The sequence below is a fragment of the Arthrobacter sp. EPSL27 genome (genome assembly GCF_001512305.1).
Taxonomy (GTDB): domain Bacteria; phylum Actinomycetota; class Actinomycetes; order Actinomycetales; family Micrococcaceae; genus Arthrobacter.
The window spans coordinates 1,307,892-1,333,150 of sequence record NZ_LNUT01000005.1 but is presented as its reverse complement, the minus strand read 5'-3'; the positions used below and the strand labels follow the sequence as shown (position 1 = coordinate 1,333,150).

Annotated in this window: 24 protein-coding genes and 1 pseudogene; 10 read left to right on the top strand and 15 right to left on the bottom strand. The window is 64.9% G+C overall.

Annotated features, from left to right (window positions below; all coding sequences use genetic code 11):
• The first annotated feature begins 4 nt into the window (after positions 1–4).
• The gene (locus AR539_RS17100; protein ID WP_066439519.1) at positions 5–826 is read left to right on the top strand and encodes a class I SAM-dependent methyltransferase; all 822 of its coding nucleotides are present in this window, start codon (positions 5–7) and stop codon (positions 824–826) included.
• Here the strand turns inward: AR539_RS17100 and AR539_RS17095 are convergent.
• Positions 817–1,176 carry a VOC family protein gene (locus tag AR539_RS17095; RefSeq protein ID WP_157361045.1) on the bottom strand — a complete coding sequence of 120 codons (360 nt, stop codon included), beginning with the start codon at positions 1,174–1,176 and terminating at the stop codon, positions 817–819. The two genes, AR539_RS17100 and AR539_RS17095, sit on opposite strands and share 10 nt — an antisense overlap.
• Positions 1,177–1,293: 117 nt before the next feature.
• Between AR539_RS17095 and AR539_RS17090 the strand changes: the two genes are divergently transcribed.
• A complete protein-coding gene (locus AR539_RS17090) occupies positions 1,294–1,953 on the top strand; it encodes a Type 1 glutamine amidotransferase-like domain-containing protein (protein ID WP_066439514.1) in 660 nt (219 codons plus the stop codon).
• On the opposite strand, the gene AR539_RS17085 is transcribed toward AR539_RS17090, so the two are convergent.
• Positions 1,892–2,896, bottom strand: coding sequence for a DMT family transporter (locus tag AR539_RS17085; protein ID WP_082699425.1), 1,005 nt, complete (start codon positions 2,894–2,896; stop codon positions 1,892–1,894). The two genes, AR539_RS17090 and AR539_RS17085, sit on opposite strands and share 62 nt — an antisense overlap.
• On the opposite strand from AR539_RS17085, the gene AR539_RS17080 reads away from it, so the two are divergent.
• The 3 genes from AR539_RS17080 (at position 2,895) to AR539_RS19755 (ending at position 5,882) form a co-directional block, all read left to right on the top strand.
• The gene (locus AR539_RS17080) at positions 2,895–4,307 is read left to right on the top strand and encodes an aminotransferase-like domain-containing protein (protein ID WP_066440134.1); all 1,413 of its coding nucleotides are present in this window, start codon (positions 2,895–2,897) and stop codon (positions 4,305–4,307) included. The genes AR539_RS17085 and AR539_RS17080 overlap by 2 nt on opposite strands.
• 187 nt (positions 4,308–4,494) lie before the next feature.
• Positions 4,495–5,064 (top strand): RNA polymerase sigma factor, encoded by a 570-nt coding sequence (locus AR539_RS19150; protein WP_082699424.1) that lies wholly within the window; start codon positions 4,495–4,497, stop codon positions 5,062–5,064.
• Positions 5,065–5,432: 368 nt separating this feature from the next.
• Positions 5,433–5,882, top strand: coding sequence for a hypothetical protein (locus tag AR539_RS19755; protein WP_231728646.1), 450 nt, complete (start codon positions 5,433–5,435; stop codon positions 5,880–5,882).
• Positions 5,883–5,957: 75 nt separating this feature from the next.
• Here the strand turns inward: AR539_RS19755 and AR539_RS17070 are convergent, their stop codons facing one another.
• The 3 genes from AR539_RS17070 to AR539_RS17060 all read right to left on the bottom strand — a co-directional run bounded on the left by AR539_RS17070 (position 5,958) and on the right by AR539_RS17060 (position 8,088).
• Complete coding sequence (locus tag AR539_RS17070) at positions 5,958–6,512, bottom strand: hypothetical protein (RefSeq protein ID WP_157361044.1); 555 nt, start codon at positions 6,510–6,512, stop codon at positions 5,958–5,960.
• A 78-nt stretch (positions 6,513–6,590) separates the two neighbouring features.
• A complete protein-coding gene (locus tag AR539_RS19750; protein ID WP_082699423.1) occupies positions 6,591–7,649 on the bottom strand; it encodes a class I SAM-dependent methyltransferase in 1,059 nt (352 codons plus the stop codon).
• Complete coding sequence (locus AR539_RS17060; protein WP_066440133.1) at positions 7,582–8,088, bottom strand: GNAT family N-acetyltransferase; 507 nt, start codon at positions 8,086–8,088, stop codon at positions 7,582–7,584. Before AR539_RS17060 ends, AR539_RS19750 begins: the two co-directional genes overlap by 68 nt.
• Before the next feature lie 409 nt (positions 8,089–8,497).
• Between AR539_RS17060 and AR539_RS17055 the strand changes: the two genes are divergently transcribed.
• Positions 8,498–8,995, top strand: a complete 498-nt coding sequence (locus AR539_RS17055; RefSeq protein ID WP_197410660.1) for a hypothetical protein — start codon at positions 8,498–8,500, stop codon at positions 8,993–8,995.
• A gap of 126 nt (positions 8,996–9,121) precedes the next feature.
• Here AR539_RS17055 and AR539_RS19865 read toward each other — a convergent pair whose 3' ends face one another.
• From AR539_RS19865 to AR539_RS17045, 3 genes are all read right to left on the bottom strand, one after another.
• A complete protein-coding gene (locus AR539_RS19865; protein WP_331457498.1) occupies positions 9,122–9,259 on the bottom strand; it encodes a hypothetical protein in 138 nt (45 codons plus the stop codon).
• Positions 9,199–9,822 carry a 4a-hydroxytetrahydrobiopterin dehydratase gene (locus tag AR539_RS17050; RefSeq protein ID WP_331457497.1) on the bottom strand — a complete coding sequence of 208 codons (624 nt, stop codon included), beginning with the start codon at positions 9,820–9,822 and terminating at the stop codon, positions 9,199–9,201. The genes AR539_RS19865 and AR539_RS17050 overlap by 61 nt, the downstream gene beginning before the upstream one ends.
• A 166-nt stretch (positions 9,823–9,988) precedes the next feature.
• Positions 9,989–10,501 carry a GNAT family N-acetyltransferase gene (locus AR539_RS17045; RefSeq protein WP_066439502.1) on the bottom strand — a complete coding sequence of 171 codons (513 nt, stop codon included), beginning with the start codon at positions 10,499–10,501 and terminating at the stop codon, positions 9,989–9,991.
• A gap of 161 nt (positions 10,502–10,662) precedes the next feature.
• On the opposite strand from AR539_RS17045, the gene AR539_RS17040 reads away from it, so the two are divergent.
• Positions 10,663–11,337: a hypothetical protein gene (locus AR539_RS17040; RefSeq protein ID WP_157361042.1), complete on the top strand. Its 675-nt coding sequence runs from the start codon at positions 10,663–10,665 to the stop codon at positions 11,335–11,337.
• Positions 11,338–11,369: 32 nt separating this feature from the next.
• On the opposite strand, the gene AR539_RS17035 is transcribed toward AR539_RS17040, so the two are convergent.
• Positions 11,370–11,591, bottom strand: a complete 222-nt coding sequence (locus AR539_RS17035) for a hypothetical protein (RefSeq protein ID WP_066440132.1) — start codon at positions 11,589–11,591, stop codon at positions 11,370–11,372.
• 181 nt (positions 11,592–11,772) lie between these two features.
• Here AR539_RS17035 and AR539_RS17030 point away from each other — a divergent pair, with 181 nt between their 5' ends.
• From AR539_RS17030 to AR539_RS17020, 3 genes are all read left to right on the top strand, one after another.
• Positions 11,773–13,509 (top strand): ABC transporter ATP-binding protein, encoded by a 1,737-nt coding sequence (locus AR539_RS17030; protein WP_066439497.1) that lies wholly within the window; start codon positions 11,773–11,775, stop codon positions 13,507–13,509.
• Positions 13,506–15,578: an ABC transporter ATP-binding protein gene (locus AR539_RS17025; protein WP_082699421.1), complete on the top strand. Its 2,073-nt coding sequence runs from the start codon at positions 13,506–13,508 to the stop codon at positions 15,576–15,578. The genes AR539_RS17030 and AR539_RS17025 overlap by 4 nt, the downstream gene beginning before the upstream one ends.
• A 182-nt stretch (positions 15,579–15,760) precedes the next feature.
• Positions 15,761–16,954: a PD-(D/E)XK nuclease family protein gene (locus AR539_RS17020; RefSeq protein ID WP_066439496.1), complete on the top strand. Its 1,194-nt coding sequence runs from the start codon at positions 15,761–15,763 to the stop codon at positions 16,952–16,954.
• Between the two features lie 636 nt (positions 16,955–17,590).
• Here AR539_RS17020 and AR539_RS19420 read toward each other — a convergent pair.
• The 6 genes and pseudogenes from AR539_RS19420 to AR539_RS16995 form a co-directional block, all read right to left on the bottom strand.
• The gene (locus tag AR539_RS19420) at positions 17,591–17,875 is read right to left on the bottom strand and encodes a hypothetical protein (RefSeq protein WP_157361041.1); all 285 of its coding nucleotides are present in this window, start codon (positions 17,873–17,875) and stop codon (positions 17,591–17,593) included.
• Positions 17,876–18,712: 837 nt separating this feature from the next.
• Complete coding sequence (locus AR539_RS19415) at positions 18,713–19,300, bottom strand: hypothetical protein (protein WP_157361040.1); 588 nt, start codon at positions 19,298–19,300, stop codon at positions 18,713–18,715.
• 819 nt (positions 19,301–20,119) lie between these two features.
• The gene (locus AR539_RS17010; protein ID WP_066439492.1) at positions 20,120–21,490 is read right to left on the bottom strand and encodes a DUF3100 domain-containing protein; all 1,371 of its coding nucleotides are present in this window, start codon (positions 21,488–21,490) and stop codon (positions 20,120–20,122) included.
• Positions 21,487–22,713 carry an amidohydrolase gene (locus tag AR539_RS17005; RefSeq protein WP_066439491.1) on the bottom strand — a complete coding sequence of 409 codons (1,227 nt, stop codon included), beginning with the start codon at positions 22,711–22,713 and terminating at the stop codon, positions 21,487–21,489. Before AR539_RS17005 ends, AR539_RS17010 begins: the two co-directional genes overlap by 4 nt.
• Before the next feature lie 7 nt (positions 22,714–22,720).
• Positions 22,721–24,268, bottom strand: a complete 1,548-nt coding sequence (locus AR539_RS17000) for an aldehyde dehydrogenase family protein (protein WP_066439489.1) — start codon at positions 24,266–24,268, stop codon at positions 22,721–22,723.
• Positions 24,269–24,305: 37 nt separating this feature from the next.
• Positions 24,306–25,223, bottom strand: a pseudogene (locus AR539_RS16995) (NAD(P)-dependent oxidoreductase); the annotation flags it as partial.
• Positions 25,224–25,259: the final 36 nt, after the last annotated feature.

Sequence of the window (25,259 nt, the reverse complement as noted above, 5' to 3'; positions counted from 1 at the left end):
TTTCATGTCGAAACTCTGGGACCGGATGCTGCTCGTCCCTACGGTTGTGCGCTTGGCCTCCCGCGCCCCCCGAAACCCGCATATCGCCTGGGAACAGTACTGGACCGGCATCCAAAACACCGGTCACGACGGCGACGTCCTCTGGGACTCAGACTCCCCGGCCGAACGCCGGCAGTACACGGACCTGGTCCTTGCGCACTTTGACCCGGCACTTCCCGTCATCGACGTCGGTTGCGGCAACGGTACGTACACCCGGTGGCTGGCCACGCTCTTTCCCAAGGTGATCGGCGTCGACGTCTCCGCCGGCGCCATTGCCAGGGCCACACGGGAAGCCCGGAACACCCCCAATTGCTCCTTCACCGTACTGGACGCCACACAGGAGGGTGCCGGGGACGTCCTCCTGAATAAGTGGGGACCCGCGAACGTCTTTGTCCGCGGGGTGTTTCACGTCCTGAAACCCAACAAACAGGCCGCGATGGTGGAAAACCTCAAGACGGTAGCCGGAACGACGGGGCGGGTGTTTCTGGCGGAAACCAACTTCCCCGGAAACAGCCTGGAGTACCTGGCGGAACTTGGTGCGACCAGTGAGCATGTGCCCGGCCAGCTGCAGCGGGCGCTGGAAAACCTGCCCCGCCCGGGACGCTTCGGCGCCCGTGAACGGCTGGCAGTCTTCCCCGAAACGGACTGGTGCATCCTCGCCGACGGGCCGGTCAACATCGAGGTTGTCGCCATGAACCCCGCCGGTCACCCGCAACGGGTGCCGGGCTACTTCGCCCTGGTGGCTCCCGCTGGTGCGGCGGGATCGGCTGGGCCGATTCAGCGCTGAATACGGGTCAATGCGATCTTCGCCCCTGAAGGGTCAGTGACGATGGCGACGTAGTGTCCGGGCGCACTTTCGACGGGCGGAAGAAGGACCTTTCCGCCCAGATCGACCACTTTTTCAAGGGCGGCGTCGAGATCCTCCGGCTCGAAATAAGGGACGATGTCGCCTGCTTTGAGCACCCCCACCACCGGTGCGAAACCGTTTTCAAGGTCCGGGAATCCTCCTTCGACGTTTTCCGTCCGGAAGCGTGTGTGGCCCCCGGCGCTCGTTTCGAAGCCGAGCACCCCCTCATAAAAAGCGGCCGAGCGGGCGGGGTCCAGGGCTGCGATATCCAAGAATCCAAGTGGAAGCATGTGAGAGAGCATAAGTCTGTCCATGCCACACTGTGGACAAGCTCTCTCTGGGTGTGTCCTTATTGAAGGGCTTGGCGCCAGCCGGACGGGCCGGCGCGCGAACATTTGGGGGTATTTGTGAAGCTCTTACTTACATCAGGCGGCGTGACGAACCTGAGCATCCATGCCGCGCTGGTGCAGCTTCTCGACAAGCCGGTCGACCAGTGCCACGCCCTGGTGATCCCGACAGCCCAGTGGGGCCACCCGATGTGCGGGCCGACGTCGGTGCGCGGCCTCCTGGCCGCCGGGCCCGGCTCCCGACATTTGTCCGGCCTCGGCTGGGCATCCCTGGGCGTCCTCGAGCTCACCGCGCTGCCCACCATCGGCGCGGATCGGTGGGTCCCGTGGGTCCGGGAAGCCGACGTGCTCCTGGTCGACGGCGGCGACGCGACGTACCTGTGCCACTGGATGCGGAAGTCCGGGCTGGCCGAGCTTTTGCCGTCGCTCCCCGACAAGGTGTGGGTAGGAGTGAGTGCCGGAAGCATGGTGATGACGCCCCGGATCGGGAAGTACTTCGTCGAGTGGCCGTCCGCGCCGGATGACCGGACCCTCGGGGTGGTGGACTTCTCGATCTTCCCGCACCTGGACGCCTTCCCGACCAACACGCCGGCCCACGCAGAGCGGTGGGCCGCTGATATCGGAGTTCCTTCCTATGCCATCGACGAGCAGACAGCGATCAAGGTCGTTGACGGCTCCGTCGAGGTGGTCTCCGAAGGGCAATGGACGAAGTTCGGGTGAATGCCAAGTCGGACCACGTCGGCTTAGGGCCGGTGCGCCGGACTCGAACGGCGACGCCGGCGCAGAGGATGACGGCGGCGCCTCCCAGGACTGTGGCCCAGGTGAGTTGTTCGTGGAGAAGGAGAACGGCCCAGAGAATGCTGAGGACAGGTTGGCTGAGTTGTACCTGGCTGACCTGTGCCATAGGGCCGATGGCGAGCCCGCGGTACCACGCGAAAAAGCCGAGGAACATGCTCACCACAGCCAGATAGACGAACGCGGCCCACTCGCTCGGGGTCCCATTGGGTGGCTGCTGCGCAACGGCCGTGACCGTCAGGCCGAGCATCAGCGGGGACGCGATCGCGAGTGCCCATGAGACGGTTTGCCATGCCCCGAGTTCGCGGGCGAGCAGGCCGCCTTCCGCGTATCCGATGGCAGCAGCCAGGACGGCCGCGAAGAGCAACAGGTCGGATGAGGTGGGGTGGGCGAGGCCACCGCCCTGCAGCGCGGCGAACCCGATCGCCACGGCGGTGCCGCCAGCCGCCACAATCCAGAACGAGATGGGGGGTCGTTCCTTGCCACGGACTGCCGCCATGACGGCAGTAGCAGCGGGCAGGAGCGCGATCACCACCGCGCCGTGACTGGCAGGCGCTGTCGTAAGGGCGAAGGAGGTCAGGAGCGGGAACCCGATGACGATACCGCCGGCGACGACGGCCAGCCGGATCCACTGGCCGCCGATAGGGAACCGTTGCCGAGTCAGAGCCAGTGCTGCGATAGCGAGGGCAGCGGCGATCACTGCCCGCCCCGATCCGATGAACAGAGGTGAGAGGCCGCCGACTGCTACACGGGTGAAGGGGACGGTGAAGGAGAACGCGAGAACGCCGAGCAAACCCCAGGCGAGTCCGGCCCGCGAAGTCAGTAGCACGGACAGCTTCTTGATGATAGCGCTATTATTAGGGTTCATGACCAACGATAGCAGTACGAGGATCGTGACAGCCCTGCGGGAGTGGATCGCGGGTGCTCCTGCCGGCGCGAAACTGCCGTCCACCCGCTCGTTGGTGTCCCGGTACCAGGCCAGCCCCGTCACCGTACAGAAAGCGCTGCGCACCCTGACCGGGTTGGGACTGATTGAGAGCAGGCCCGGAGTGGGTACCTTCATTCGGGCCGTCCGCACCGCCAAGCCCTCTGATTTCGGCTGGCAGACCGCCGCACTCGGATCCCCACGCAACCGATTCTCCACGTCGCCGGCCACGATGCGGCCCACACCCGTAGACGCGATCTCTCTCCATGGCGGATACCCCGACCGGGAGCTCCTGCCTGAACGCCTCGTCCGTGCTGCACTTGCGCGGGCAGGACGCAGTGACGCCGCGCTCACGCGTTCCCCTGTGGCCGGTCTGCCGGAGTTGCAGTCGTGGTTTGCCTCCGAACTGGCTACAGCCACCCCCGTTGGAGTGACTCCGCCCCTGGCCGGTGACGTGATCGTGCTGCCTGGCAGTCAAAGCGGGCTCAGCTCGATCTTCCGTGCCTTGGTCACCGATGGCCGGCCCCTGCTGATCGAGTCCCCTTCGTACTGGGGCGCGATCCTCGCCGCCGCACAGGCAGGTGTACGCCTGGTCCCGATCGCCTCCGGCCCTACGGGCCCTGACCCGGAGGACGTCGCCCAGGCTTTCGAAGAAACCGGTGCCCGAGCGTTCTATGTTCAACCGAACTACGCCAATCCCACCGGAACCCAGTGGTCGTCTGAGACCGGAGGTCAGATACTCGACGTGGCCAGGACCTACGGGGCGTTCCTCATTGAGGATGACTGGGCCCACGACTTCGGGATCACCACCGGCCCGGCACCGGTAGCGGCCCAGGATGACAACGGGCACGTCGTCTATATCCGGTCATTGACTAAGAGCGTGTCGCCAGCCCTCAGAGTAGCCGCGATCATCGCGCGCGGACCGGCACGGGAACGGATCATCGCGGACAGGGCCGCAACGTCCATGTACGTCAGCGGCGTCCTGCAGGCCGCTGCCCTGGACATCGTCACTCACCCCGGTTGGCAGACCCACCTCCGCGGGCTCCGTCATCAACTCCGATCCCGCCGAGATCTGCTCGTCGACAGCCTTAGCCAGCACGCGCCGCTCGCTCAATTCGCGGCGGTCCCACCCGGGGGGTTGAACCTCTGGGTCCGGCTCCCCGACACCACAGACCTGCCCTCCTTCACTCAAGAGTGCGAGGCAAATAACGTCCTGGTTGCACCCGGAAACGAATGGTTCCCCGCAGAGCCAACAGGACCTTTTGTACGCCTCAACTACTCCGGCCCCAACCCTGGCGCATACCCGGAAGCAGCCCGCGTTATCGGCCGAATACTGGAAAGAGGCAACAGCTAGAAACGCCCCGTGGCAGGCTAATCCCCATCGCGTTAAGACGCAGGTTGATTGAGGATCTGGTGCCCGGACTTCATAGCTTTATGTTCGTGGTGCGAGAATCGCGGCTCGGGTCCCGGCTAATAAGAGCCTGCCAAAATTGTTCGGTCTTCAGCGACACACTTCGGCAGGCAGCGGACAGGTACAGAGTATGAGTCATCTAACGAGGGCCCCTGATAGGGCGGACGCCTTCCGGTCGCTTTACGAATCCGCATACCCCGACCTTTTGAGGTTTGTTCAGCGGCGTACGGAACCGACAGGTGCGGAGGACGTTGTTGCAGAGGCTTTTCTCGTCGTTTGGAAACGCTTCTCCGAAGCACCAGGGAATGAAAGTGATGCCCGAGCCTGGGTTTTTGGGATCGCGCGGAATCTCCTTTTGAATGCCCGCCGTGGAGAACAACGGCGTCAGGCGCTCGGCGTTCGGCTGGCTGCAACAACAACTGAATTCTTCAGCGACTCGCATGCCGATCTGGTTGGTAATCGGGTAGATCTGAACCGCGCGTGGCAGCTTCTTTCGGAAGTTCACCAGGAGGCCATGGGACTCGCTGTGTTTGAGAACCTAGCCGCGCCGCAGGCAGCCAAGGTTCTGGGAATCTCCCCGGTGGCTTTCCGCCTGAGATTGAGTCGCGCCAGACGGGCGTTGCGGCTCCTCCTTGACCACCTCCCCCCTCATGCTTCCGAGACTTCGGCGGCATCACCTGAAAAGGCGGCAACGCTATGAAAAGTGATCAGCGAATCGACACACTTCTGCGCTCCATGGACGCCGCAGAACAAGGCTCAAGGCCGGACCCTGTGCGGGCAAAAGCGGACCTGGACCGCATACTCAGTGCTCACCAGGTCATTGGCTCCAACAGCACCATGCAAATCAGCCATGACCCCAGAAAACCCAGGACTCACCGCCGTCGACGCGCCATAGCTCTTGCAGGCCTAACAGCGGCAGTCACAGCTGGATTTGTCATCATGCCGGCACTCTCGGGTGGTGACCCTGCCTTCGCGACGTGGACGGCAGCACCCGGGACACTCACTGGCTCGGAACGCGACGACGCTGTCTCAGACTGCCGTAACTCGAAACAAAACGTAGGTGGAGGCATGTATTCCGCCGACCTTTCCGCGGCGGAAGTGGCCATTGCCGAGCGGCGGGGCGTCTGGGTTACGGTCGTCCTCAGCGGACGTGACGGTTTTGAAGCGACGTGCACCACCGATGCGTCGGCAGCCTGGTTCCGCAAAGGGATGATTGGCTCAATCGGTAAACCAACTAACGCCACGGCCCTTCCAGCCCGAGGTATCGCTGCTACTCAACTCGGAACTGGGACCATCGCGGACGAGCCCATCTCTATTGCATCAGGGCGCGTGGGAACCGATGTCACTGGCCTTTCCTACACCACCGCTGACAAGGTGAGCGTGGTCGCAACCGTGTCGAAGGGCCAATTCGCTTTTTGGCTTCCGGGGAACGAGCTGCAGAACGCGGTTGACCAGGGCGTGCCCGTGCACGTGACCTACAGCGATGGTTCCAGCGAAACCCAGTTGCTCAATTTCTGACCTCCTGGCGAAGCAGGGCTTCGGCGAAAGACAGTACCAGCCGGCGCCCTGTGCCCTGCTGAGGATCTTCAGACCTCATCCTCCAACCATGGACATCGGCAAGCCGCCCCCTTCAAAGGAGGGGACGATGCTGTCCAGCTGCCACCCATCCGCGGACGCCCGGAACGTGGCGAGCTGCGGAACCGCGTAGACCGAGGGGACGCTGCTGGGCCCGTTCGCCGCCGAGGCTTGGTGCTCCTCGGTCACTTCGTTGAAATGGACGCTCGCCGTCGACCCGGCCACCTCCACGGATTCCACCGTGATTTCCGTCGAAAAGTCCGTGTACCAAAAACCCTTTGATTTGAATCCGGCCTTTGACCGGGCCACCACTGGAAGGTCGCGCGCAAGCTTGGCCAGGTACGCCGCCGTCGCCTGCGTCTCGGCGAGCCGTGGAGCCGGGGGAGTGTCCAGGACGGTGCCGTTGCGGTCCTCAACAGCAGCCTGGATGATCGCCGTGAGTTCAGAGGATGAGGGGCTGGGCTCACTTGCTGCGGAGGATTCGACCGTCTCTGAACGGGCAGCAGGCTGACACCCGGAAAGAGCGAACCCAAGCACCAGCGCTATGGCGGCCCACATGTGGCGGTATGTCATCGTGTCCCCGTCGTCGATGTCCTCACAGCCTGCCCTGCCGGGATCATACGGTCAATGAGGCTGGTCATGCTGATGCCGTCACCCACGCGGCTCCGGCTGAGGGGCCCGCCCAAGGCCGAGCAGGGCAACGGCAGGGAACACCACTTCTCCGCCGCTGGTCATCGGCGCGACAAGGCGCAAGTATTCCTGCCGCATTGCGGACTGCATCGACGGCGACTGGCTGGTGACGATCTTGCCGATTCCACCGACGCCGCCCGCCGGGCCGGCCCACAGATCCTCAGCAGCGATGGCGAAGTCCCAAGCGAGTGTCTCCGTCTGCACCTCGTCCAGCCCGGCACCCACAAGCAGTTCACGCAATCCCTGCTCGGTGCGGCCAAAGTCCTTATCCGCGGGCAGTCGCTGCTGCGCCACGGCAACTGCCCCGCTGGCTTCCACCACGTCCGACCACAGCTCGTTTATGGCCGAGAGTTCGGAGGGCCAGATCGTCACAGCGACGACGCCACCCGGCCGGCAGACCCGCTTGAGGTCAGTCACGGCAGCTCGGGGGTCGCCCACGTGATTGACGACGAAATTTGCCATCACCGCGTCAAAAGTAGCCGGGGCAAGAGGCAGGGCCGGGACAGCCCCCACGAGCAGGTCTGCCTGCGGCGCCATTTCACGGGCCAAGGCGAGCATCCCGACGTCGGGATCGACGCCGGTCACCTCAGCACCCCGCCCAATGGCGAGGGCCGTGAGGTTCCCGGTTCCGCACCCCACGTCCGCCAAACGGCAACCTGCGAGTCTGCCTAAGACCGCTTCTGCCGCGTCCAGCAACGGCACAATTGCCCCGGCGCATAAGTGCGCAAAGCTCTGTGAGTACGGGCGGCCGACGCCGGCCCAATTGCCAGTGCCCCGTCGGTCGGCGCCAATGGTCGTCACGTGATATTCGCCCCCAGAGTATCCATCCGTTCCTCTAGGACAGTGTGGGCCATCACGGCTGAGACTGTTCCTCACGCCTTGAAGCGGCGCGTCGCGTGACGACGGCGGCCGTAGGGGATCGTTCAGCGGGCTCTGGACGGATGGGCCGGAACTACTCCAGCACTGCGACCATCTGTACGCGACGCCCGTACCTGGCAAGCTCGAGGCCGTCTTCAACATGGACCAGTTTGCGGTGGAAGTCAGTCGAAGGGGCCTCTTCCGCAAAACCGGCTCTCGAGTAGAAAGGCGCATTCCAGGGGACATCGGCATACGTACGCAGGGTCAACCGGGTATGCCCCCGTCCGCGGGCCTCTTCCTTCGCGGCGTCAACCAGCATGCGCCCATATCCGCGACGACCATATTCGGGTAAGACCGAAAGTTGCTCTAGATGGGCAATCTTGTCTGATTCAATGACGTGCACGAAACCCACGACAGCGCCTGTGTCGGTCGCTTCAGCGACCAGGATGTATCCGGGCTCTGACGCTCTCGAAGCGCCGGACGGGGCCGGCGGCCACTTCTCAGGAAGCAGCCAATCAATGAGAAGCCGATCGGCAGCGTTTTCGATCGTCTCGACTGCGGCGTAGTCGGCCGGTGTCGCGAAGCGGATTCGGGCGGTCACCAATGGATCATATGGTGACCGCACTTGATGGCGGCTCAACTGCAGACCGCCCGTAAGCCGGTTGTTCACCGGGCGTCTTGGGCCGGTAGACGTCTTACCGGACTCGACCCACCATTTAGCACGCGGCGTGGGCTCGTTTGCCCGGTTCTTGGCGCGGCCGCTAAAGGACCCTTCGGCGGGACACTTCCGGGCACACCATGATTCGCTGGGGTAGGTTTCTCTCATCGGGAGGACGCCCGGGCATGGAGGGGGACCATTGCAGACATCGAATAGGGGCCCGATCAGGGGACAGGCACCTGGCAGCTCGGGTCCTGCGACGGCGCCTCCGACCGTAACCCACCGGCCTGCATCGGCCCGACCGGTTGCTGCGGGCGTGTGGATGTGCGCCGCCGGGACTCTGACGTGGTTGTTGGCTGCCGGAGATCTCGATTCCGCGGCGCGCGCTGCACCTTGGCTGGCTCTTCTGTCCTGGGTTGCCTACGTGTCACAGTGGCGGCCCTGCCTACGTGTCGACAGCTCCGGATTTGAGGTGGTCAATGGTTGGAGCGACCACCGGATACCGTTTGGTGCCGCCACGGACATCGAGGTCCGGTTCACCGCGCTTATCTGGGCGGCCGGCAAAAAGTACGTGAGCTGGGGCGCGCCGACACCGCCGTCGGCATTCGGCTCCGGATTCCAGCACCAAGTGGACCTTAAGAGCCGTCCGTTCGCCGCACTTCCGAGTAACGAACGGATCAGCCAGCCGGAGACGAAGACCGGATGTGATGCCATCGTCGCCGCCTGGCAGGAAGCCCGCGCCGCCGGATTCAGCTCCACCCATGAGGCCGTTGTCTCTAGGTGGAACGCGCCTGTGATCATAGTTGGTTTGCTCGCGGCCGGCTCGGTGATCGCCGGAGCTTTGGTCTAACAGCCCCCTCAGACACGGCCGGATGGTCCCGGCGGGGTACGTCAACGGGAGGTGGTTAGCCCGCTCTCCGCAGGGTCGTCTTAAGGACGCGTCGAATAGACGTCAAGACAGGATGTAGCGGGGGGACTAGGCGACGCACAGAACTCCGGTGTTGCCGTCTTGGTCGGCGATCACGGTGAGCGATGGTGAGCCGCTGTCATCGACTACGGTCCCGCCCGCGGCGACGGCAGCGGCGATTCGCTGCTGGACGACTTCGGCCGCCACGTAGACCTCGACGTGGAACCGCTGGCTCGGCCGCTCTTGCCCCCGGCATTCCCAAACCACAGGTTCGGTACACGCCCGGTGGCGTCCCTGATTTCGTCACTGGGCGATCCGTGTCCTTGGGCCTCGGCGTCCCCGGTCAGCAGGGCAGCCCACACCGGCGCGATGGTCGCAGAGCGGGACGTATCGAGACCAAGTTCGACAACACTGACCGCGGCAGGGTTGGCGCCGATTTCGTGCTCGACGGCGATCTTACTGATCCGGTGCGCGAGGTCGACGTCCTGCCGGGTCACCCATTCGACGATGTGTTCCGTGCCCTCGCCGTCGCGGTAGACGGCGTCGGCGCTGACAATCTTGAGGTCAACGTAGCCTTTCCCGATCGACACGGTCGGGAAATGTCCAAGCGCATCTCCCGCCTCGCCTACCGCCGTGATGAATCGGGCACCGACGCCGAAGTCATCGACTAGATAGCGCGCGTGTAGTCCTTGGGCCAACTTGCGCCAGTCGGCCAGGCCGGCCTTGGCGATCTCTTCGTTGTTCAGCATGTCCATGTTCGGGCCCTCCACTTGTGGTTCAGTCTCAGCGCCGGAAACCACCAGCCACGAACTCCAGCCGCTACTGCCAACAGTAAAACCGATACCGAACCCGTCTTCAAGGGCAACCAGCGCCTGTAGCCATGCGGAGGATCCCTGCCCACGCGAGCATAGATGACGGGTGAAGTGGGTGGCGGATCTATCCCACCGTGTACTTAAAACCGCGGTGCGATCCAACGAATCCCAGTCGCTCGTAAAACCGGTGGGCGTCCTGACGTGCCTCGTCGGAAGTGAGTTGGACCAGCGACGCTGCCATCGCGGGGGCTGCACTGTCGGTGACCCAGCGCATCATGGCAGATCCGACACCTGCTGACCTGGTGTCACTGCGAACCCGGACGGCTTCAACCAGAAGCCGGGTAGACCCCCGCCGGGCCATGCCAGGGATGCGGGTGAGCTGCATGGTCGCTATGGATTCGTTTGCTTCGTTGACGACGACGAGGAGCTCGTTGGCTGGATCTGCGACTATCTCCGTCAACGCGGACTGGTAGGCGGCGGTGTCAGAGTTGTCGGCCTGATCTCCCCTCGCTGCGCTAATGGGGTCGTCCGCAAGCAGGCGCATCAGCGCGCTAAGGTCGTCGTCGATGGCTCTGCGCAGGGTGAACTCCCGGGCTTTTACTTGGAGGGGAACGGGTAAGTTCAGAGCACGAATCATCCACGTAGTCTCCCATCTCGCTGCAGGGCCTGGGCTGATCATCCACGGTCACGCCTCAAGTCGAACACTGGCACAGGCTGGAGGTTGGCATTCGTCAGCGCTGTGTGAGACCTCGGAGCACTTGTGGGCTGACAACCTCTGAACCGGGGCTTGGCCAACTCATGGCTAAGATCGGCGAAGAAGAAACTGCTGACTTGGGGGAGCACGAAACTGATCTTTGTTCCGATTCCGTCCCAGGCGGACGACGAATGACGCGGCGTGAAGCCTGGGGCGCGGCGCTTATTGCCCTGGGCGTTCTCGCCTTCTGGTGGGCAACGGCAATTTGGGCCGTTCCCGCCCAGGACTCCGCTGGCCGGCAGGTCGTGTTCTTCTACCAAGGTGTTTCCGGCTCCGCGATAACTGGATGGATTCAGCTGGTGAGTCTGCTGGGAGGCGCCGTGGGCTCGATCCTGCTTGCCTCCGCGCTGATCGGCCGCATCCGCAGACGACGGCTGAGGCGAAGCGTGGGCTGGGCAGCCTGCGCTGTCGCCATCCTCGCGGCGCCGTATTCGGCAGTGGTCGTTTTTTTCGCCTTTCTAGCCGCTATGGGTATCGGTGACGACGTCGAACTGACAGCCGCCACCGGCCAATCCGTACTCGTGACCCAGGACGGCTTCGATGGCGACGTCGTGGTGATCTATACCAAGTACGACCGGTTTCACTACGTCATGAACCGTCAAGCTGACGATCTGGCTGGTTTCCCGCGAGTCAAGGACCGGGACTGCCACCTTGTCGATCTGGACGGGCGCCTCCGGCTCACGTGTGGCGCAGACTCCGTGATCATCAACCCGACCTAGATGCTTCACTCATGGGCCCCGCGCTCCTGAGTTCATTCGCCGTTGGCTGTCGTCTCGATCCAATCGACTGCCTCGTCGGAAAGGTAAATACCCTCGGGTCCTTGCTCACCGAGCCACCAGGCGCCAGGTGTCGCAACGCCGCCGGCGGCCGCGATCTTGTCCACCACGTCCGGGGGAATGACGTCGCCATTGTTCGCAATCAGCCACGCCTGTGCCTCGGAGTCTAGATTCGGCCACCACTCGATTGTCTTCATCCCGTCATTGTTCACCCTGGTGCGCCCGATCGACAGTGGTTTTCATAGAGCGACGCTGCCAAACCGGGCCCCGCTCGGCGCCCGCCACGGGTCCGCCCTGAGAGGAACCCGTTCCCAACCCGGCCCCCGGACGTAAACTGACCTTCGGATTACTCGGCGGAACCCGTGGCTGGGAGTACGGATGCTCTGGAAACTGCTCGTCGAATACCTGCGGCCGCAGCGCGGGCTGCTGCTCGCCGTCGTCGTCTTCCAGCTGGCCGCCTCCATCGCCTCGCTGTACCTGCCCACCCTGAATGCGGACATCATCGACCAGGGCGTGGCGCGCGGGGACACGGACTACATCCTGCGCACCGGCGGGGTGATGCTGCTGGTCACGCTGCTGCAGATCGTCTGCACCATCGCCGCCGTGTACTTCGGTGCGAACGCCGCGATGGCGATGGGCCGGGACGTGCGCGGGGCGGTGTTCACCCGGGTGGCGGAATTCTCCGAGCAGGAAGTGTCCCGGTTCGGCGCGCCCAGCCTGATCACCCGCTCCACCAACGACGTCCAGCAGGTCCAGCAGCTGGTGCTCATGTCCGCCACGCTCATGGTCACCGCGCCCATGCTGAGCATCGGCGGCGTCATCATGGCCGTCCGGCAGGACCTGCAGCTGTCCTGGCTGATCGCCGTCAGCGTCCCCGTGCTGATGCTGGCGGTATGGCTCATCATCTCCCGGATGGTGCCGCTGTTCCGGCTGATGCAGACCCGGATCGACACGGTCAACCGGGTGCTCCGCGAACAGCTCACCGGCATCCGCGTGGTCCGCGCGTTCGTCCGCGAGGACATCGAAACCGCCCGGTTCGGCCGCGCCAACGAGGACGTCACGGACACCGCGCTGCGCGCCGGCCGGCTGATGGCGCTCGCGTTCCCCACCGTGATGCTGGTGCTGAACGTCTCCTCCGTGGCGGTGATCTGGTTCGGCGCGTTCCGGATCGAGGACGGGTCCATGCAGGTGGGCACCATGATCGCGTTCCTGAGTTACCTCATGCAGATCCTGATGTCCGTCATGATGGCCACGTTCATGGCCATCATGATCCCGCGCGCCGCCGTCTCCGCGGACCGGATCGGCGCGGTGCTGGGCACCGAGTCCAGCGTCCGGCCGCCCGCGCAGCCGGTCAGCCTCGCCGGCGCCGCCCGCGGCGAACTGGAAATGCGCGACGTCGGGTTCGCCTACCCGGGTGCTGAGGCGCCGGTCCTCTCCGATGTCAGCTTCACCGCCCGCGCCGGGCAGACGACGGCGATCATCGGCTCCACCGGGTCGGGCAAGACCACCCTGGTGAACCTCATGCCGCGGCTGTTCGACGCCACTTCCGGCACGGTGCTGATCGACGGTGTGGACGTCCGCCAGCTGCACCCGGACCTGCTCTGGGGGCACATCGGCCTGGTCCCGCAGAAGCCCTACCTGTTCTCCGGCACGGTCCGCAGCAACCTGCTCTACGGCAAACCCGACGCCACCGAGGACGAACTCTGGCGGGCGCTGGCCATCGCGCAGGCCGAGGACTTTGTCCGCGCCATGGAGGGCGGGCTGGACGCGCCCATCTCGCAGGGCGGCACCAACGTCTCCGGCGGACAGCGGCAGCGGATCGCCATTGCCCGGGCGCTGGTGAAACGGCCCGAGCTGTACATCTTTGACGACTCGTTTTCCTCGCTGGACACCGCCACGGACGCCCGGCTGCGGCAGGCGCTCAAGCAGCACACCGCCGGGGCCACCCTGGTGATCATCGCGCAGCGGGTCTCCAGCATTGTGGACGCGGACCAGATCCTGGTGCTCGACGACGGCAGGATCGTGGCGCACGGCACGCACCGGGAGCTGCTGGAGACCTCGGAGACGTACCGGGAGATTGTGAACTCCCAGCTGGCGGCGGAGGAGGCGGCATGAGCAAGGTCGAATCCCAGCGGCCGACGGCGGGCGGCGGCCCGGGTGCCGGCGGTACCGGCGGCGCCACCTCCGGTCCTTCGGCCTCCGGCCTGGCCGCCCCGGGCGCCGGCAGGGACGCCCCGCTGCGGATTCCGCGGCCGCGCGGCGGCCCCGGCCACGGCGGTCCGTTCGCCGGGATGAACGTCCCGGCCGAGAAGGCGCTGAACTTCGTCCCGTCCGCGAAACGGCTGCTGGGCGAACTCCGCCCCGAGCGGCTCTGGCTGACGCTGGTGCTGCTCCTCGCCGTCGTGAGCGTGACGTTCTCCGTGATCGGGCCGCGGCTGCTGGGGGAGGGCACCAACCTGATCTTCGCCGGCGTCGTGTCCCGGGACCTGCCCGCCGGGGTGAGCCAGGAGCAGCTGATCGCGCAGCTGCGGGCGGCGGGGGAAACCCAGAAGGCGGACATGCTCAGCGCCATGACGCTGACGCCCGGCGCCGGGATCGACTTCGCGGCGCTGGCCTCGGTGCTGCTGTGGGCGCTGGCGCTGTACGTGCTGGCGTCGGCGTTCATGTGGATGCAGGCGTACATCCTCAACGGCGTGGTGCAGCGCACCGTGTACCGGCTGCGCGAGCGGATCGAGGCGAAGATCAACCGGCTGCCGCTGCGCTATTTCGACACCGTGCAGCGCGGCGAGCTGCTCAGCCGGGTGACCAACGACGTCGACAATATTTCCCAGAGCCTGCAGCAGTCCATCAGCCAGGCGGTCACCTCGCTGCTGACCGTGGCCGGGGTGCTGGTGATGATGGTGATCCTCTCGCCGACGCTGGCGATCATCGCGCTGGTGACCATTCCGCTGACCCTGGTGACGACGGCGCTGATTGCCAAGCGCTCGCAGAAGCTGTTCGTGGCGCAGTGGAAGAACACCGGCGAGCTGAACGGCCAGATCGAGGAGACGTACACCGGGCACGCGCTGGTGAAGGTGTTCGGCCGGCAGGCCGAGGTGGAGGAGACGTTCCGGCAGAAGAACGCGGAGCTGTACCGGGCGAGCTTCGGCGCGCAGTTCATTTCCGGGCTGATCATGCCGGCCATGACGTTCATCGGGAACCTGGTCTATGTGGGGATCGCCGTGGTGGGCGGCCTGCAGGTGGCGTCCGGGGCGATGCAGCTGGGCGATGTGCAGGCGTTCATCCAGTACTCGCGGCAGTTCACCCAGCCGCTGGCCCAGCTGGGCTCGATGGCGAACCTGCTGCAGTCCGGGGTGGCGTCGGCCGAGCGGGTGTTCGAGCTGCTGGACACCGAGGAGCAGCTCACCGACCCGGATGTGCCGCTGAAGCCTGAGACGACGCGCGGGCGGCTGGTGTTCGAGGACGTGTCCTTCGCGTACTCGCCGGACAAGCCGCTGATCTCCTCGCTTTCTTTGGTGGCGGAGCCGGGGCAGACCGTGGCGATTGTGGGGCCCACCGGGGCGGGCAAGACCACCCTGGTGAACCTGATGATGCGCTTCTACGAGCTCGACGCCGGGCGGATCACGCTCGACGGCGTGGACGTGGCCCTGATGTCCCGGCACGAGCTGCGCTCGCGGATGGGCATGGTGCTGCAGGACACCTGGCTGTTCGGCGGGACCATCCGGGACAACATCGCCTACGGCCGGCCGGATGCGTCGGAGGCGGAGATCCTGGAGGCGGCGAGGGCGACGTACGTGGACCGGTTCGTGAAGTCGCTGCCGCAGGGCTACGACACGGTGCTCGACGACGAGGGCGGTAACGTCTCGGCGGGCGAGAAGCAGCTGCTGACCATCGCCCGGGCGTTCCTGGCCCGCCCGTCCGTGCTGATCCTGGACGAGGCCACGTCGTCTGTGGACACCCGGACCGAGGTGCTGGTGCAGAAAGCGATGAGCGCGTTGCGGTCCGACCGGACCTCGTTCGTCATTGCGCACCGCCTCTCCACCATCCGCGACGCCGACCTCATCCTGGTGATGGAGGCCGGCCGCATCGTGGAGCAGGGGACGCACGCGTCACTGCTGGAGGCCGGCGGGGCGTATGCGCGGCTGTACGAGGCCCAGTTCGCGGCCCCGGTGGCGGAAGTTTAGGACACGCAGCTAAAGGATCAACGAGTCCACTATCGAGAGGGCCGCCTTACATGTCGCCGCACGCCGAGGAAGGTGTCATCGGCTTTCCACCCGCGCGATCACGTTGGAGAGACCTTATGCCGGACCCTGGCGCTATCCGCGCCGGCCGCTCTATTTGGCGACCATTCATCTAGCATCAGGCTATGGCGCAACTATCGACGGACATGAGTGGCTTCGTCACGGCGCTCGTGCCCACGCTCTCCCGGAGCCTAGCCGAGGAGTTCAATGTCTTCCGGGTGATGCACCACGGCACCCACGAGAAGCAACTGTCCAACGTCTTCGCCTGGCTGCTTGCCACCGATGCGACTCACGCACTCGGCGATGCCTTCCAGCGCATCTTCCTCGAGAGAATCAACGCTGAGCTGCCGGCTGACAAGCAGTTGCCCTCCACCGGCTACCGCGTGGCCCAGGAAGTCGACACCAGAGGAGACGAGGAAGCCGCTGGCGGTCAGGCCGGCATGGACATCGCCGACCTCCTCCTCTCGCGAGAGGATGCCGCCGTCGTCGTCGAGAACTACGCGACGACCGATGGGCACGGTCACGACTACAACCGGTACCTCGCCCACGCTGTTGGGCCCGGGAGAGCGGCCGCAGTCGTTCTCCTCTGCCACCGCCGCGAGACCCACCGCCAGCAATATGGATGGGAACAGGCTGTTGTCGTCACCTATGCCGAGGTTCTAGGGGACCTCCACGCATACGTTAATCGCGATCCGTCGTGGCGTCAGCGACATCGTGAGCAGCTTTTCTTTATCCAGCAGATGATTGACCACTTCGTGGAAGGACCGGCGGCAGTGAACCTCGACGACCAGATCTCCTTCATCAAGGCCATGTGCGAGACCGGAGAGTCTGCACGTTACGGATATCGGCCGCAGGATCGTGCCGCCCAGGAGTTCGCCGATCTCATCGCCGAGCATGCGCGGCGGCAGCTGGAGGACAGCCGCAGGACCCTAGCCGCTGTTAAGGCCGGGCTGCGCAGCTTTGCACAGACGACGCTGACGGAGCAGGTGAACGAGACGGTAGAGAGCGGGCCGGTGACGAAGGTCGAGGCGAGGCTCGCCGGAAAATGGGAGTGGTGCGTCGCTATGCGCCGCGCTGATACGCAGCCGACGATCCTCCTCGTGTTCGGGCCCACTGCCGTCGTGGAAAACGAGCGGACGCCAGTGGTGGTGTCCGACCCTGACTACTCGCGAGTGTTCGTGACGCTTAGGACCGCGGGTCAGCAGGGCTTCGTGCGGATCGTGCAGACAGGCGTCAGCCTCGGTGAGGTCATCAACGGGCTGTCTCAGAACGATCACCGTCTGCGAGACGCCGTGCTGGCGGTGGCATCCGGAAGCTGACGGGGACTGGGGTATTTCGCAACCGACCCATCCATACCCGGCGTTGGGAGTTGAATCCAGGCCGCCTTTGTTGACCCAATTCCATGGGTCAGTCGCACCCTGTGGCTAGTTTGAAAAATACCCGCTATCGGCACGCAGTAAGTGAGTCACGGAGTCCCGTAACGACAAACTTCCGAGGCTTGTGTCTCATCGGTTTTCTGCCAGATGGCAATCGCTTAGTTCTCTGACCACGTTATCGATGCGACACGACACAGAGCGGCACTGCGGCCAACCATGCCTCTCGGTTTCAAGCAGCAATTCCCGCGCCTACACGCGGGGAAGTAAGCAAGCCGGCACCCAGCGTCGACGTTTAGGAGGCCACCGCAGCGAGGCTGATGCGGGGGCGGTCATGACCAGCAGGGACAACAGCGTGGCTCCCGCTGTGCGGCTGCAGGGAGCACAGCTCCCGAGTAAGCTGCTCGACATTGAACGCAGCACCTTTGCTTTTATCCGCCGTGGCCACGGGGCAAGTGCGATTTTGGGTCACACCTCTTGTCGCGCTGGACCAGCGCGGCGGCGCATTTCGGCGTGAAGGCCTTCTTTTGTCCTCTGTAAGCGCTGAGGGCGTCGCAGGTGAAAACGAGCAGGACGAAGCACTCAGCTGACACCTGACATCGTTGTCAGAGCTTTTTCGACTTTCTCTGAACTCTTGTTGGCTCGAGCTGTTTGCAGCTCTTCCAAAGCAATGTGACAGTGGTCATAGGCCATGGTGCCCACGGTCAAAGCGAAAGAGACCCCCAGCAGGAACACGGAAATCCAAACGGTTATCTCTATGATCGGCGTCGATATCGCACCTGAAGCCACCGTCAGGCACATGAACGTCGAAAGAGTCGCCCCGAAGACTGCTGCATATCTGACGCTCTGGAAGGCCAGCTTTGTCACCGCCTAAAAGACGGGTTTGTTTATCTTTCTGGTCCTGGGCATGACTCTACCTTCCAAAATCATGGCGATCATGAGCGTGGGAAAGACTTGAGCTACAAGGCCAGCAAAGGATTCCGAAATCAGCACTGACGAATTTTAGCCCAAAGTTGAGCGAGGATTTCAGCCCGCAAGGCCCTACGCATAGTGAACGACACCCTCACGACGCAATGCAGATCACGACCACGTTTGCACCGCCAACGCCCGGACGAACAGGCGGGGGACCCGATGAAGGAGTGAAGTACGGCATGATCCGCTTGGGACGACACTCGCGAAGCCTGAACTTATCCTAATGACGTCCTTTGCGTCTGGATGGTCGACTTTGAGGACTACGGCGGGCTCCTGACGGACCGAGTAGTAGATGGAGGAACGTCCTTCGATGTCGCCACGGGATATTTTGGAAGCACAACGTCGCGATTTGGCCACCCGGAATCTTCTTGTGCTGGTTACCTCCGAAGTACCCCCTTTGGCTGGGCTGGCAGGGCCGACCTCTTCGTGGTTCTTCTCGGCCGAGGGAGGGGGCTTCGTAGCTTCCAAGCTAATTAGCCGCTGTGGGGTTTGTAGCTAGATAAATGACTTTGGCTTGGCAGCAGATTCGGAGGCTCTCAGAGGAGACACCCGGCACGCTTCGATGGAGCGCGCCATAAGGCTTCGCGGCGGGGGAGGTTCAAGGACTGGCAATGCAGTTAGTAGCGTCAGATTCTGTTTTCAACGCGACCAACGCCGGTTATGAGACTTTAGTGGTCAGCGCCTGGTGCCCATCCGACCTCAAGTCAGATCTCCTGCACGCGACCTTGAGGTCTACCGAGATTTATCCGGTGGGGTCTCTTCGGCTGCCTGTGAGATCGGGCGGCGAAGTCGAGCCACGATGTCCTCAAGGTCGGAGTGAGGAACATCCGCTAAACGTAAAGCTCCGAAAATTAGCGTTCCAGGGTTTAGTAGCCGCTGAGTCGGCAGAGCGGATGAGGGTACTTCGATGCCATTTTCTAGGGTTTCGTAGCCCCCGTGAATAAAGTATCTGGACCCGAGGTCTAAGAGCTCCTTATGCAGTGACACGCTGTCCCAGTTATTGGCACCTTTTCCAAGTATGATCCCGGAAGTGTTCAGCTCCTCGAGGCTGGCCACCATCGAAAGAAGCTGGAGCTGCGTCCAAGTTAGAGCTTCGGCCGTTTTGATGAGCCAATGGGAGGCCGAGGGCGTCATGGCCGGATCGCAAGCAATGTATGCATAGGCATTTCCCAAATAGCGCAATTTGCGCTCCTCAGGATCTCGTTGGGCTGCCATGAGAACGGCTTCAAAGGTCTCTTGCGCTGGTGGAGGGAAACCACCGCGGGCCTCCCAGAATGAGTCCTGCCGGATGCTCATTCCATTACTGAGGTTGCGCTTCACAGCGGAGGTAGCGAAGACTACGGCCGATTCGACGCGGCGCCTGTCACGGGCACCTAAGACTCGAGACAGTACCGTGCGGCCTGTTTCTTCGAGGATGGGCCCGATGATCGCGCCTGTCATTGCCCCCTCGGGGCCAGCGATCGCCTGGCCGGCGATAGCGGCTGTCAGGGAACCGAATAGATTGCCGACTGGCGCGGCTATGCCCTCTGCGTTCGAGGCGGATCTGACCATGCTCTACTCGAACCCATTCTCATCAGCGATGTCGCCGGTGGCTATCCGCTCCGCGGTGGTCTCGTGAGCCGGGCTTTTGTCGGCCGCCAGAGATTGGGAAACGGTTCGCCACATTCCGCGTCCGCCATCGTCAAACCTGCGCAGCTCTCCGGTGCGGAGTGGCGTTCTGACAAGTGGCAGTCCGACATTTAGTCCCTGAGCCATTTCCTCGTCCCTGAGGAGGCGGCACTTCGGGTGTTCGGATGCTATCTGGGAAGTCATGGCTACTATCCTGCCCTAAGGCTGTTGTCAGCCGTCGCCACTATTTAAGCAGATGGTCAAGGTTGATCCGGAAGGTTTCGTGGCGCAGGCTAGGCCCTTATTGCTGCATCTGATGACGTACGCAGAGTACCGCTTGACGAAAGGTCCACGATCGGCAAACCGGTGAAGAAGCAGCGGGCTTGCCGTCGCTGTATCAGCGACCACGGAAACGCTCGCCAGCCGGTCCACCGGCAGCGACCCGACGCGAAGGGGAGCGGACGACGGCAGGTTCCCACCCGCCGTCGTCCGCTCCGCCCAGGCCGCTACCACGGCGGCCCGCAACCTACCTCAGTTCCAGAATCCCAGCGCGAACTCCGCGATCACCGTGGAGAGCAGGAACGAGGCCGTGATGGCCACCAGTCCCACCGGGATGATCTTCCAGCCGATGTTCTTCAGCAGCGGGATGTCCTTGCCCAGGGACAGGCCGGCCAGGGTCAGCATCACCGTGGCGATCGAGAGGAAGTCCACGGTCTTGACCGCGGCGGTCAGTGCCCCGGCGCCGAAGAACCACGGGCTGGAGATGTACGCGCCGATGGTGGTGATGAACACGATGGCGGAGATCTTCCTGGTGACCCTGGCCAGGCCGATGCTGACCAGGACCAGCGCCAGCAGGATGACGTAGCCCACCACGATGGACAGGCTGAGCCCCTTGGCTGCCACCGCAGCGGTGCCGATCCCCAGAACGGTCAGGACGGAGAGGGACAGCCACAGCGGCAGCTTGATCTCGGCGGAGGACTCGGCCACCCGCTCACGGAACCGCCGGTTTTCCTCCTCCTGCGCCGCCTCGCGCTCCACGTCCGCGGCACTGCGGGTTGACCCGGCGGCTCCGGCTGCAACCAGCTCGCGGCTCTCCTGCTTGCGGGTCAGGAACTTGTAGAACTTGTCTGCCAGCGGCAGCGCGAGGTAAATGCCAACATAGACGCCCAGGACGGTGGTGATGAGGTTGGATACGGCGGCCATGCCCAGGATCGCTTCCTGGTCCTCCGGGTAGGCGGCGGTGATGCTGGCGGCGGACGCGGCCATCATGGACCCTGACCCCACGCCGGCGCCCATGGCCAGCGCTAGCGGGTCGAAGATCTTCCAGTTGGCCACCAGCGATGTCAGCAGCGTGATGAACACGGCGCCAAACAGTGTGCCGAACACGTACATGGCCAGCACACCGCGGTACTGGTCTGAGTCCGGCCCGTACTTCTCGGACACCATGGCAAAGGACGGTTCACGGTCCAGCGAGAACGTGGCGCCCACGGTGGCCTTGCCCATCCGCAGAAGAACAGCCAGGGGCAACGCCAGCATGATGGTGCCCAGCAGATGGCCCACCTCCTGCAGCAGCAGCGCGGGGCCGGCCTTCAGCAGGGTCGGGAGGCTGGGGCCGATGTTGAACGCCAGCCGCGCCACAAGCAGCAGCACGGCCACGCCCACCAAAGCGGCGGCAACACGCTGCAGGTCGATGCCGAGCGGCTTGAATTTCTGGACTGACACCAGCAGGCCCAGGATCAGGCCCCACACCATGGGGAAGATGATGATGGCGCCGATGCCCAGGTCAATTTTGGCCTGGCCGATGAACTGCACGGCGAGGGCGATCACGAACGCCAAAGCGGCAATGGGGATGGTCAGCCGGGTGCCGGCCGTGTCGGTCCGGGCTGTGGTGACAGTGCTCATGATGCGCCTTCCTGGGTGAGAGTACGACGGCGGTACGCCGCGTGGGTGAAGCGTTGACGTTGGGTGGGGCTTGTGGCGGCCGCGGCGACGGTCCAGGCCAGCGCGGTGCCTGCCTCGAACATCACCCCGTACGCCGGGGGAGTGTCCGCCAGGGCCGCGAACGCGTGCGAATGAATGGGCACGTCCGCGCCGGGGATGCTCAGCCACGGATGCAGCGACGGGATGACCTGGGAAATATTGCCCATGTCCGTGGACCCGCCGCTGAGGCCGGCCGCCGGGGACGTGTCCTTGCCAAACACGTCCATGGCCGCGGTCCAGTGCGCGGCCAGGTCGTCGTCCTGGATCAGCGGCTCGTACAGCGGCTCGGTGTCCTCGAACGCCAGCGTGGTTCCGGTGGCGGTCGCCGCGCCTTCGAAGCAGCGCCGCACCCGTTCCAGCAGTGCCTCGAACTCAGGCATTGTGAAGGCCCGGCATTCGAACTCCACCACTGCCTTCTCCGGGATGATGTTGGTGACGTGCCCGGCCTCGGCCACGTAGCTGGCGATCCGGTGGTCGGAGGGGATCTGCTGGCGCAGCAGGCCGATCGCCACCTGGCTGAGGACGGCGGCGTCCGCGGCGTTCACGCCCAAGTGCGGTGCCGCCGCGGCATGGGCTGCCTTCCCGGTGAAGGTGGCCTTGTACCGGCCCACGGCCTGCGCGCTGGTGCCGGCCGGGTTGTAGGTGACCCCGTCCTGCACCGGGTGGACCATCAGAGCCAGGCCCACGCCGTCGAACGCGCCCCGCTCCAGCATCAGGGCCTTGCCGCCGCCGTGCTCCTCCGCGGGGGTGCCGATGGCCTTGAGGGTGATGCCCAGCTGGTCCACGTGCGGCAGCAGGGCCAGGGCGGCGGCGACGGACGCGCCGGCGATCAGGTTGTGCCCGCAGGCGTGCCCGATCCCCGGCAGCGCGTCGTACTCCACGCACAATGCGACCGTCAGATCGCCGTTTCCTGCCGAGGCGGTGAAAGCGGTAGGCAGGCCGCCGGTGCCGCGCTCCACCTCGAAGCCGGCCTCCGCCAGCAGGGCGGTGATGGCCTCCGCGGAGCGGACCTCCTCGAAGGAGACCTCCTTGAACCCGTGGATGTCCTTCGCCAGTGCCTCCACCCGGGGCTTCCAGCGCTCGACGCCGTCCGCCAGGGCAGCGCGCAGCTGATCTGCCGCTGTGGTTGTGTTAGTCGTATGCATGAATCTCCTAGTAGGACAGCGAGGGGAAGGGGGAGCCGGCGGAGCGAGTGGGCACCCACACGGCCTTGGTTTGCGTGTACTCGTCCAGGACGCCGGGGCCGGAGGAGCGGCCGTGGCCGGAATCCCCGAAACCTCCGAACGGGACCGCCACGTGGATGGTCTTGTACGCATTGATCCAGAACGTGCCGGCCTTGACCTCGCGGGCCACGTGATGGGCGCGGGACACATCCGAGGTCCACACTGCCCCGGCCAGGCCGAAGCTGGTGTTGTTGGCCCGGGCGATTGCCTCCGCCTCGGAATCGAACGCGTCCGCACCCACCACCGGGCCGAAGACCTCTGTGGTTTCCAGGCGGTTCTCCGGGGTGACGCCGTCCAGGAGGGTGGGCATCACCCAGTGCCCGCCTTTCAAGGCTGAGCCGCTCAGGGCTTCCGGCAACGCGGCTTCCGTGAGGCGGCGGCCGCCGTCGGACATGCCTGCTTCGATCAGGCCGCTGACCGTGGCGAACTGCTGCGGCGTGATGATCGGGCCCACCTCGGTGTCTGTGTCCAGCGGATCGCCCACCCGCAGCCGGGCAGCCTTGGCGGCCACCATCTGCACGAATTCCGCGTGCACGCTGCGCTCCACCAGGAGCCTGGAGCCGGCCACGCAGGACTGTCCGGCGCCCGAGAAGATGGCGGAGATGGCGCCTTCTGCGGCACGCTCCAGATCCGCGTCAGCGAACACGATGTTGGCGCTTTTGCCGCCGAGTTCCAGCAGGGCCGGGATGCCGGTCTGGGCCGCAGCGACCGCGACCCGGCGGCCGGTGGGGACGGAGCCGATGAAGCTGACCTTCCCCACGCGGCGGTCCGTGGTCAGCGCCGCGCCGACCGTCTGGCCCAGGCCTGCGGCCACATTGAACACGCCTGCCGGCAGGCCCGCCTCATGGGCGATCTGCGCAAGCCGGACCGAGGAGGCCGGAGTGAACTCGCTCGGCTTGATGATCACGGCGTTGCCAGCGGCAATCGGGGCGGCGGAGTTCCAGCCGGCCGTGAACAGGGGCGCGTTCCACGGGGTGATGGCGACGACGACGCCCCACGGCACGCGTTCGGTGTAGGTGTGCCAGTTGCCGGGCACGGGGATGGTCTGGCCCGTGAGCTTGTCCGCCCAGCCGGCGTAGTAGCCGAACATTTCCGCTACCTTGGCGGCTTCCGCCCGCGCGTCCCGGATGGGCTTGCCGGTGGTGGCTGATTCGAGGATGGCGAGTTCCTCGGCGTGCCGCTCCACGGCGCGGCTGACATTGCGGAGGATGGCGGCCCGCTCGAAGCCGTTCAGCCGTCCCCAGGCGGCGGCTCCCGCCGTCGCGCTTTGCAGGATGGCGTCGGCGCCCTCAGCGCCGGGGTCCGCGTAGGTGGCGAAAGGTTCGCCGGTTGCGGCGGCAGTGAGGGTGATGCTGTCACCGCCGCCGGTAGCGACGCGGCCGTCGACGAAGGCGCCGAGACCGGCCGGGAAGGCGGCGTCCAGGACTGACTTGGCGGTGGCTGCGGAGGACGATGTTGGTGCTGTGGTGATACTCAAGATATTGGTTCCTTTGGGGCGTCAGGCGGCCGGACGTTCAGGCTGCGGGATTGGAGGCGGGGGCGCCGGCGGGGGTGATGGCGGGGGCCACGGTGCGGGCGATCTCGGTGAAATCGGCGGTCGGCCCGAGCGCTGCCAAGGCATCCTGCCACTGGCTGGCGACGGCGGCCAGGAGTTCAGGCTTTTCCCCGATCTGTTCTGCGACGTCCACGGCGAGGGCGGCATCGCGGGCCATCAGGCCCATGGAGAAGCCGGAATCGTGGGTGCCGCTCAGCACCCAGTTGGGGTACATGTTGGCTGAGACCTTGCTGCCGCCGGAGGCGCCGCTGATGCTCGCCGCTGCGGTGGCGGGGTCGATGCCGTACGCCTTCGCTACGCCGAGGGCCTCGCCCACGGAAGCGAGGTTGGCCGCGGCCAGGACGTTGTTGAGGAGCTTGACCACGTTGCCGCTGCCCGGACCGCCGATATGGCTGTAGTTCCCGGAGGTAAGCGCGAGCAGCACGGGTTTGGCGGCTTTCAGGGCGGCATCCGTGGCGCCGACAAAGGCGCTGAGCGTGCCCGTGGCGGCGCCGTCCCGGCCGCCGGAGACGGGGGCGTCGACGAAGGCGGCGCCGTTGCTTTCCGCGAGCCGGGCCATGTGCTGGCTGGTGGCCGGTTCGGAGGTGGTGGTGTCAATGATGGCCACGGTTCCGGGGTCCGCCAGCAGCTGCGGCACTGTGGTTTCGACGATGCTGGCAGCGGGCAGGGACAGGACCGCATAGGGGGTGCCGGCGACGGCGGCCAGGCTGCCGGTGGTGGTGATGCCGGTTTTCTCGGCAGCTTTTCTCGCGGCTTCGGACGGGTCGAATCCTGTGACGCTCCAGCCCGCCCTGTGCAGGGTGGCGGCCATTGCGCCGCCCATGGCGCCGAGGCCGATCACGGCAACGCGGCGGTTTTTTGGCTCGTTCATAGTCGTACTCCTGGGGCCTAGGTGGTGGTGCTGTGTGGGTGT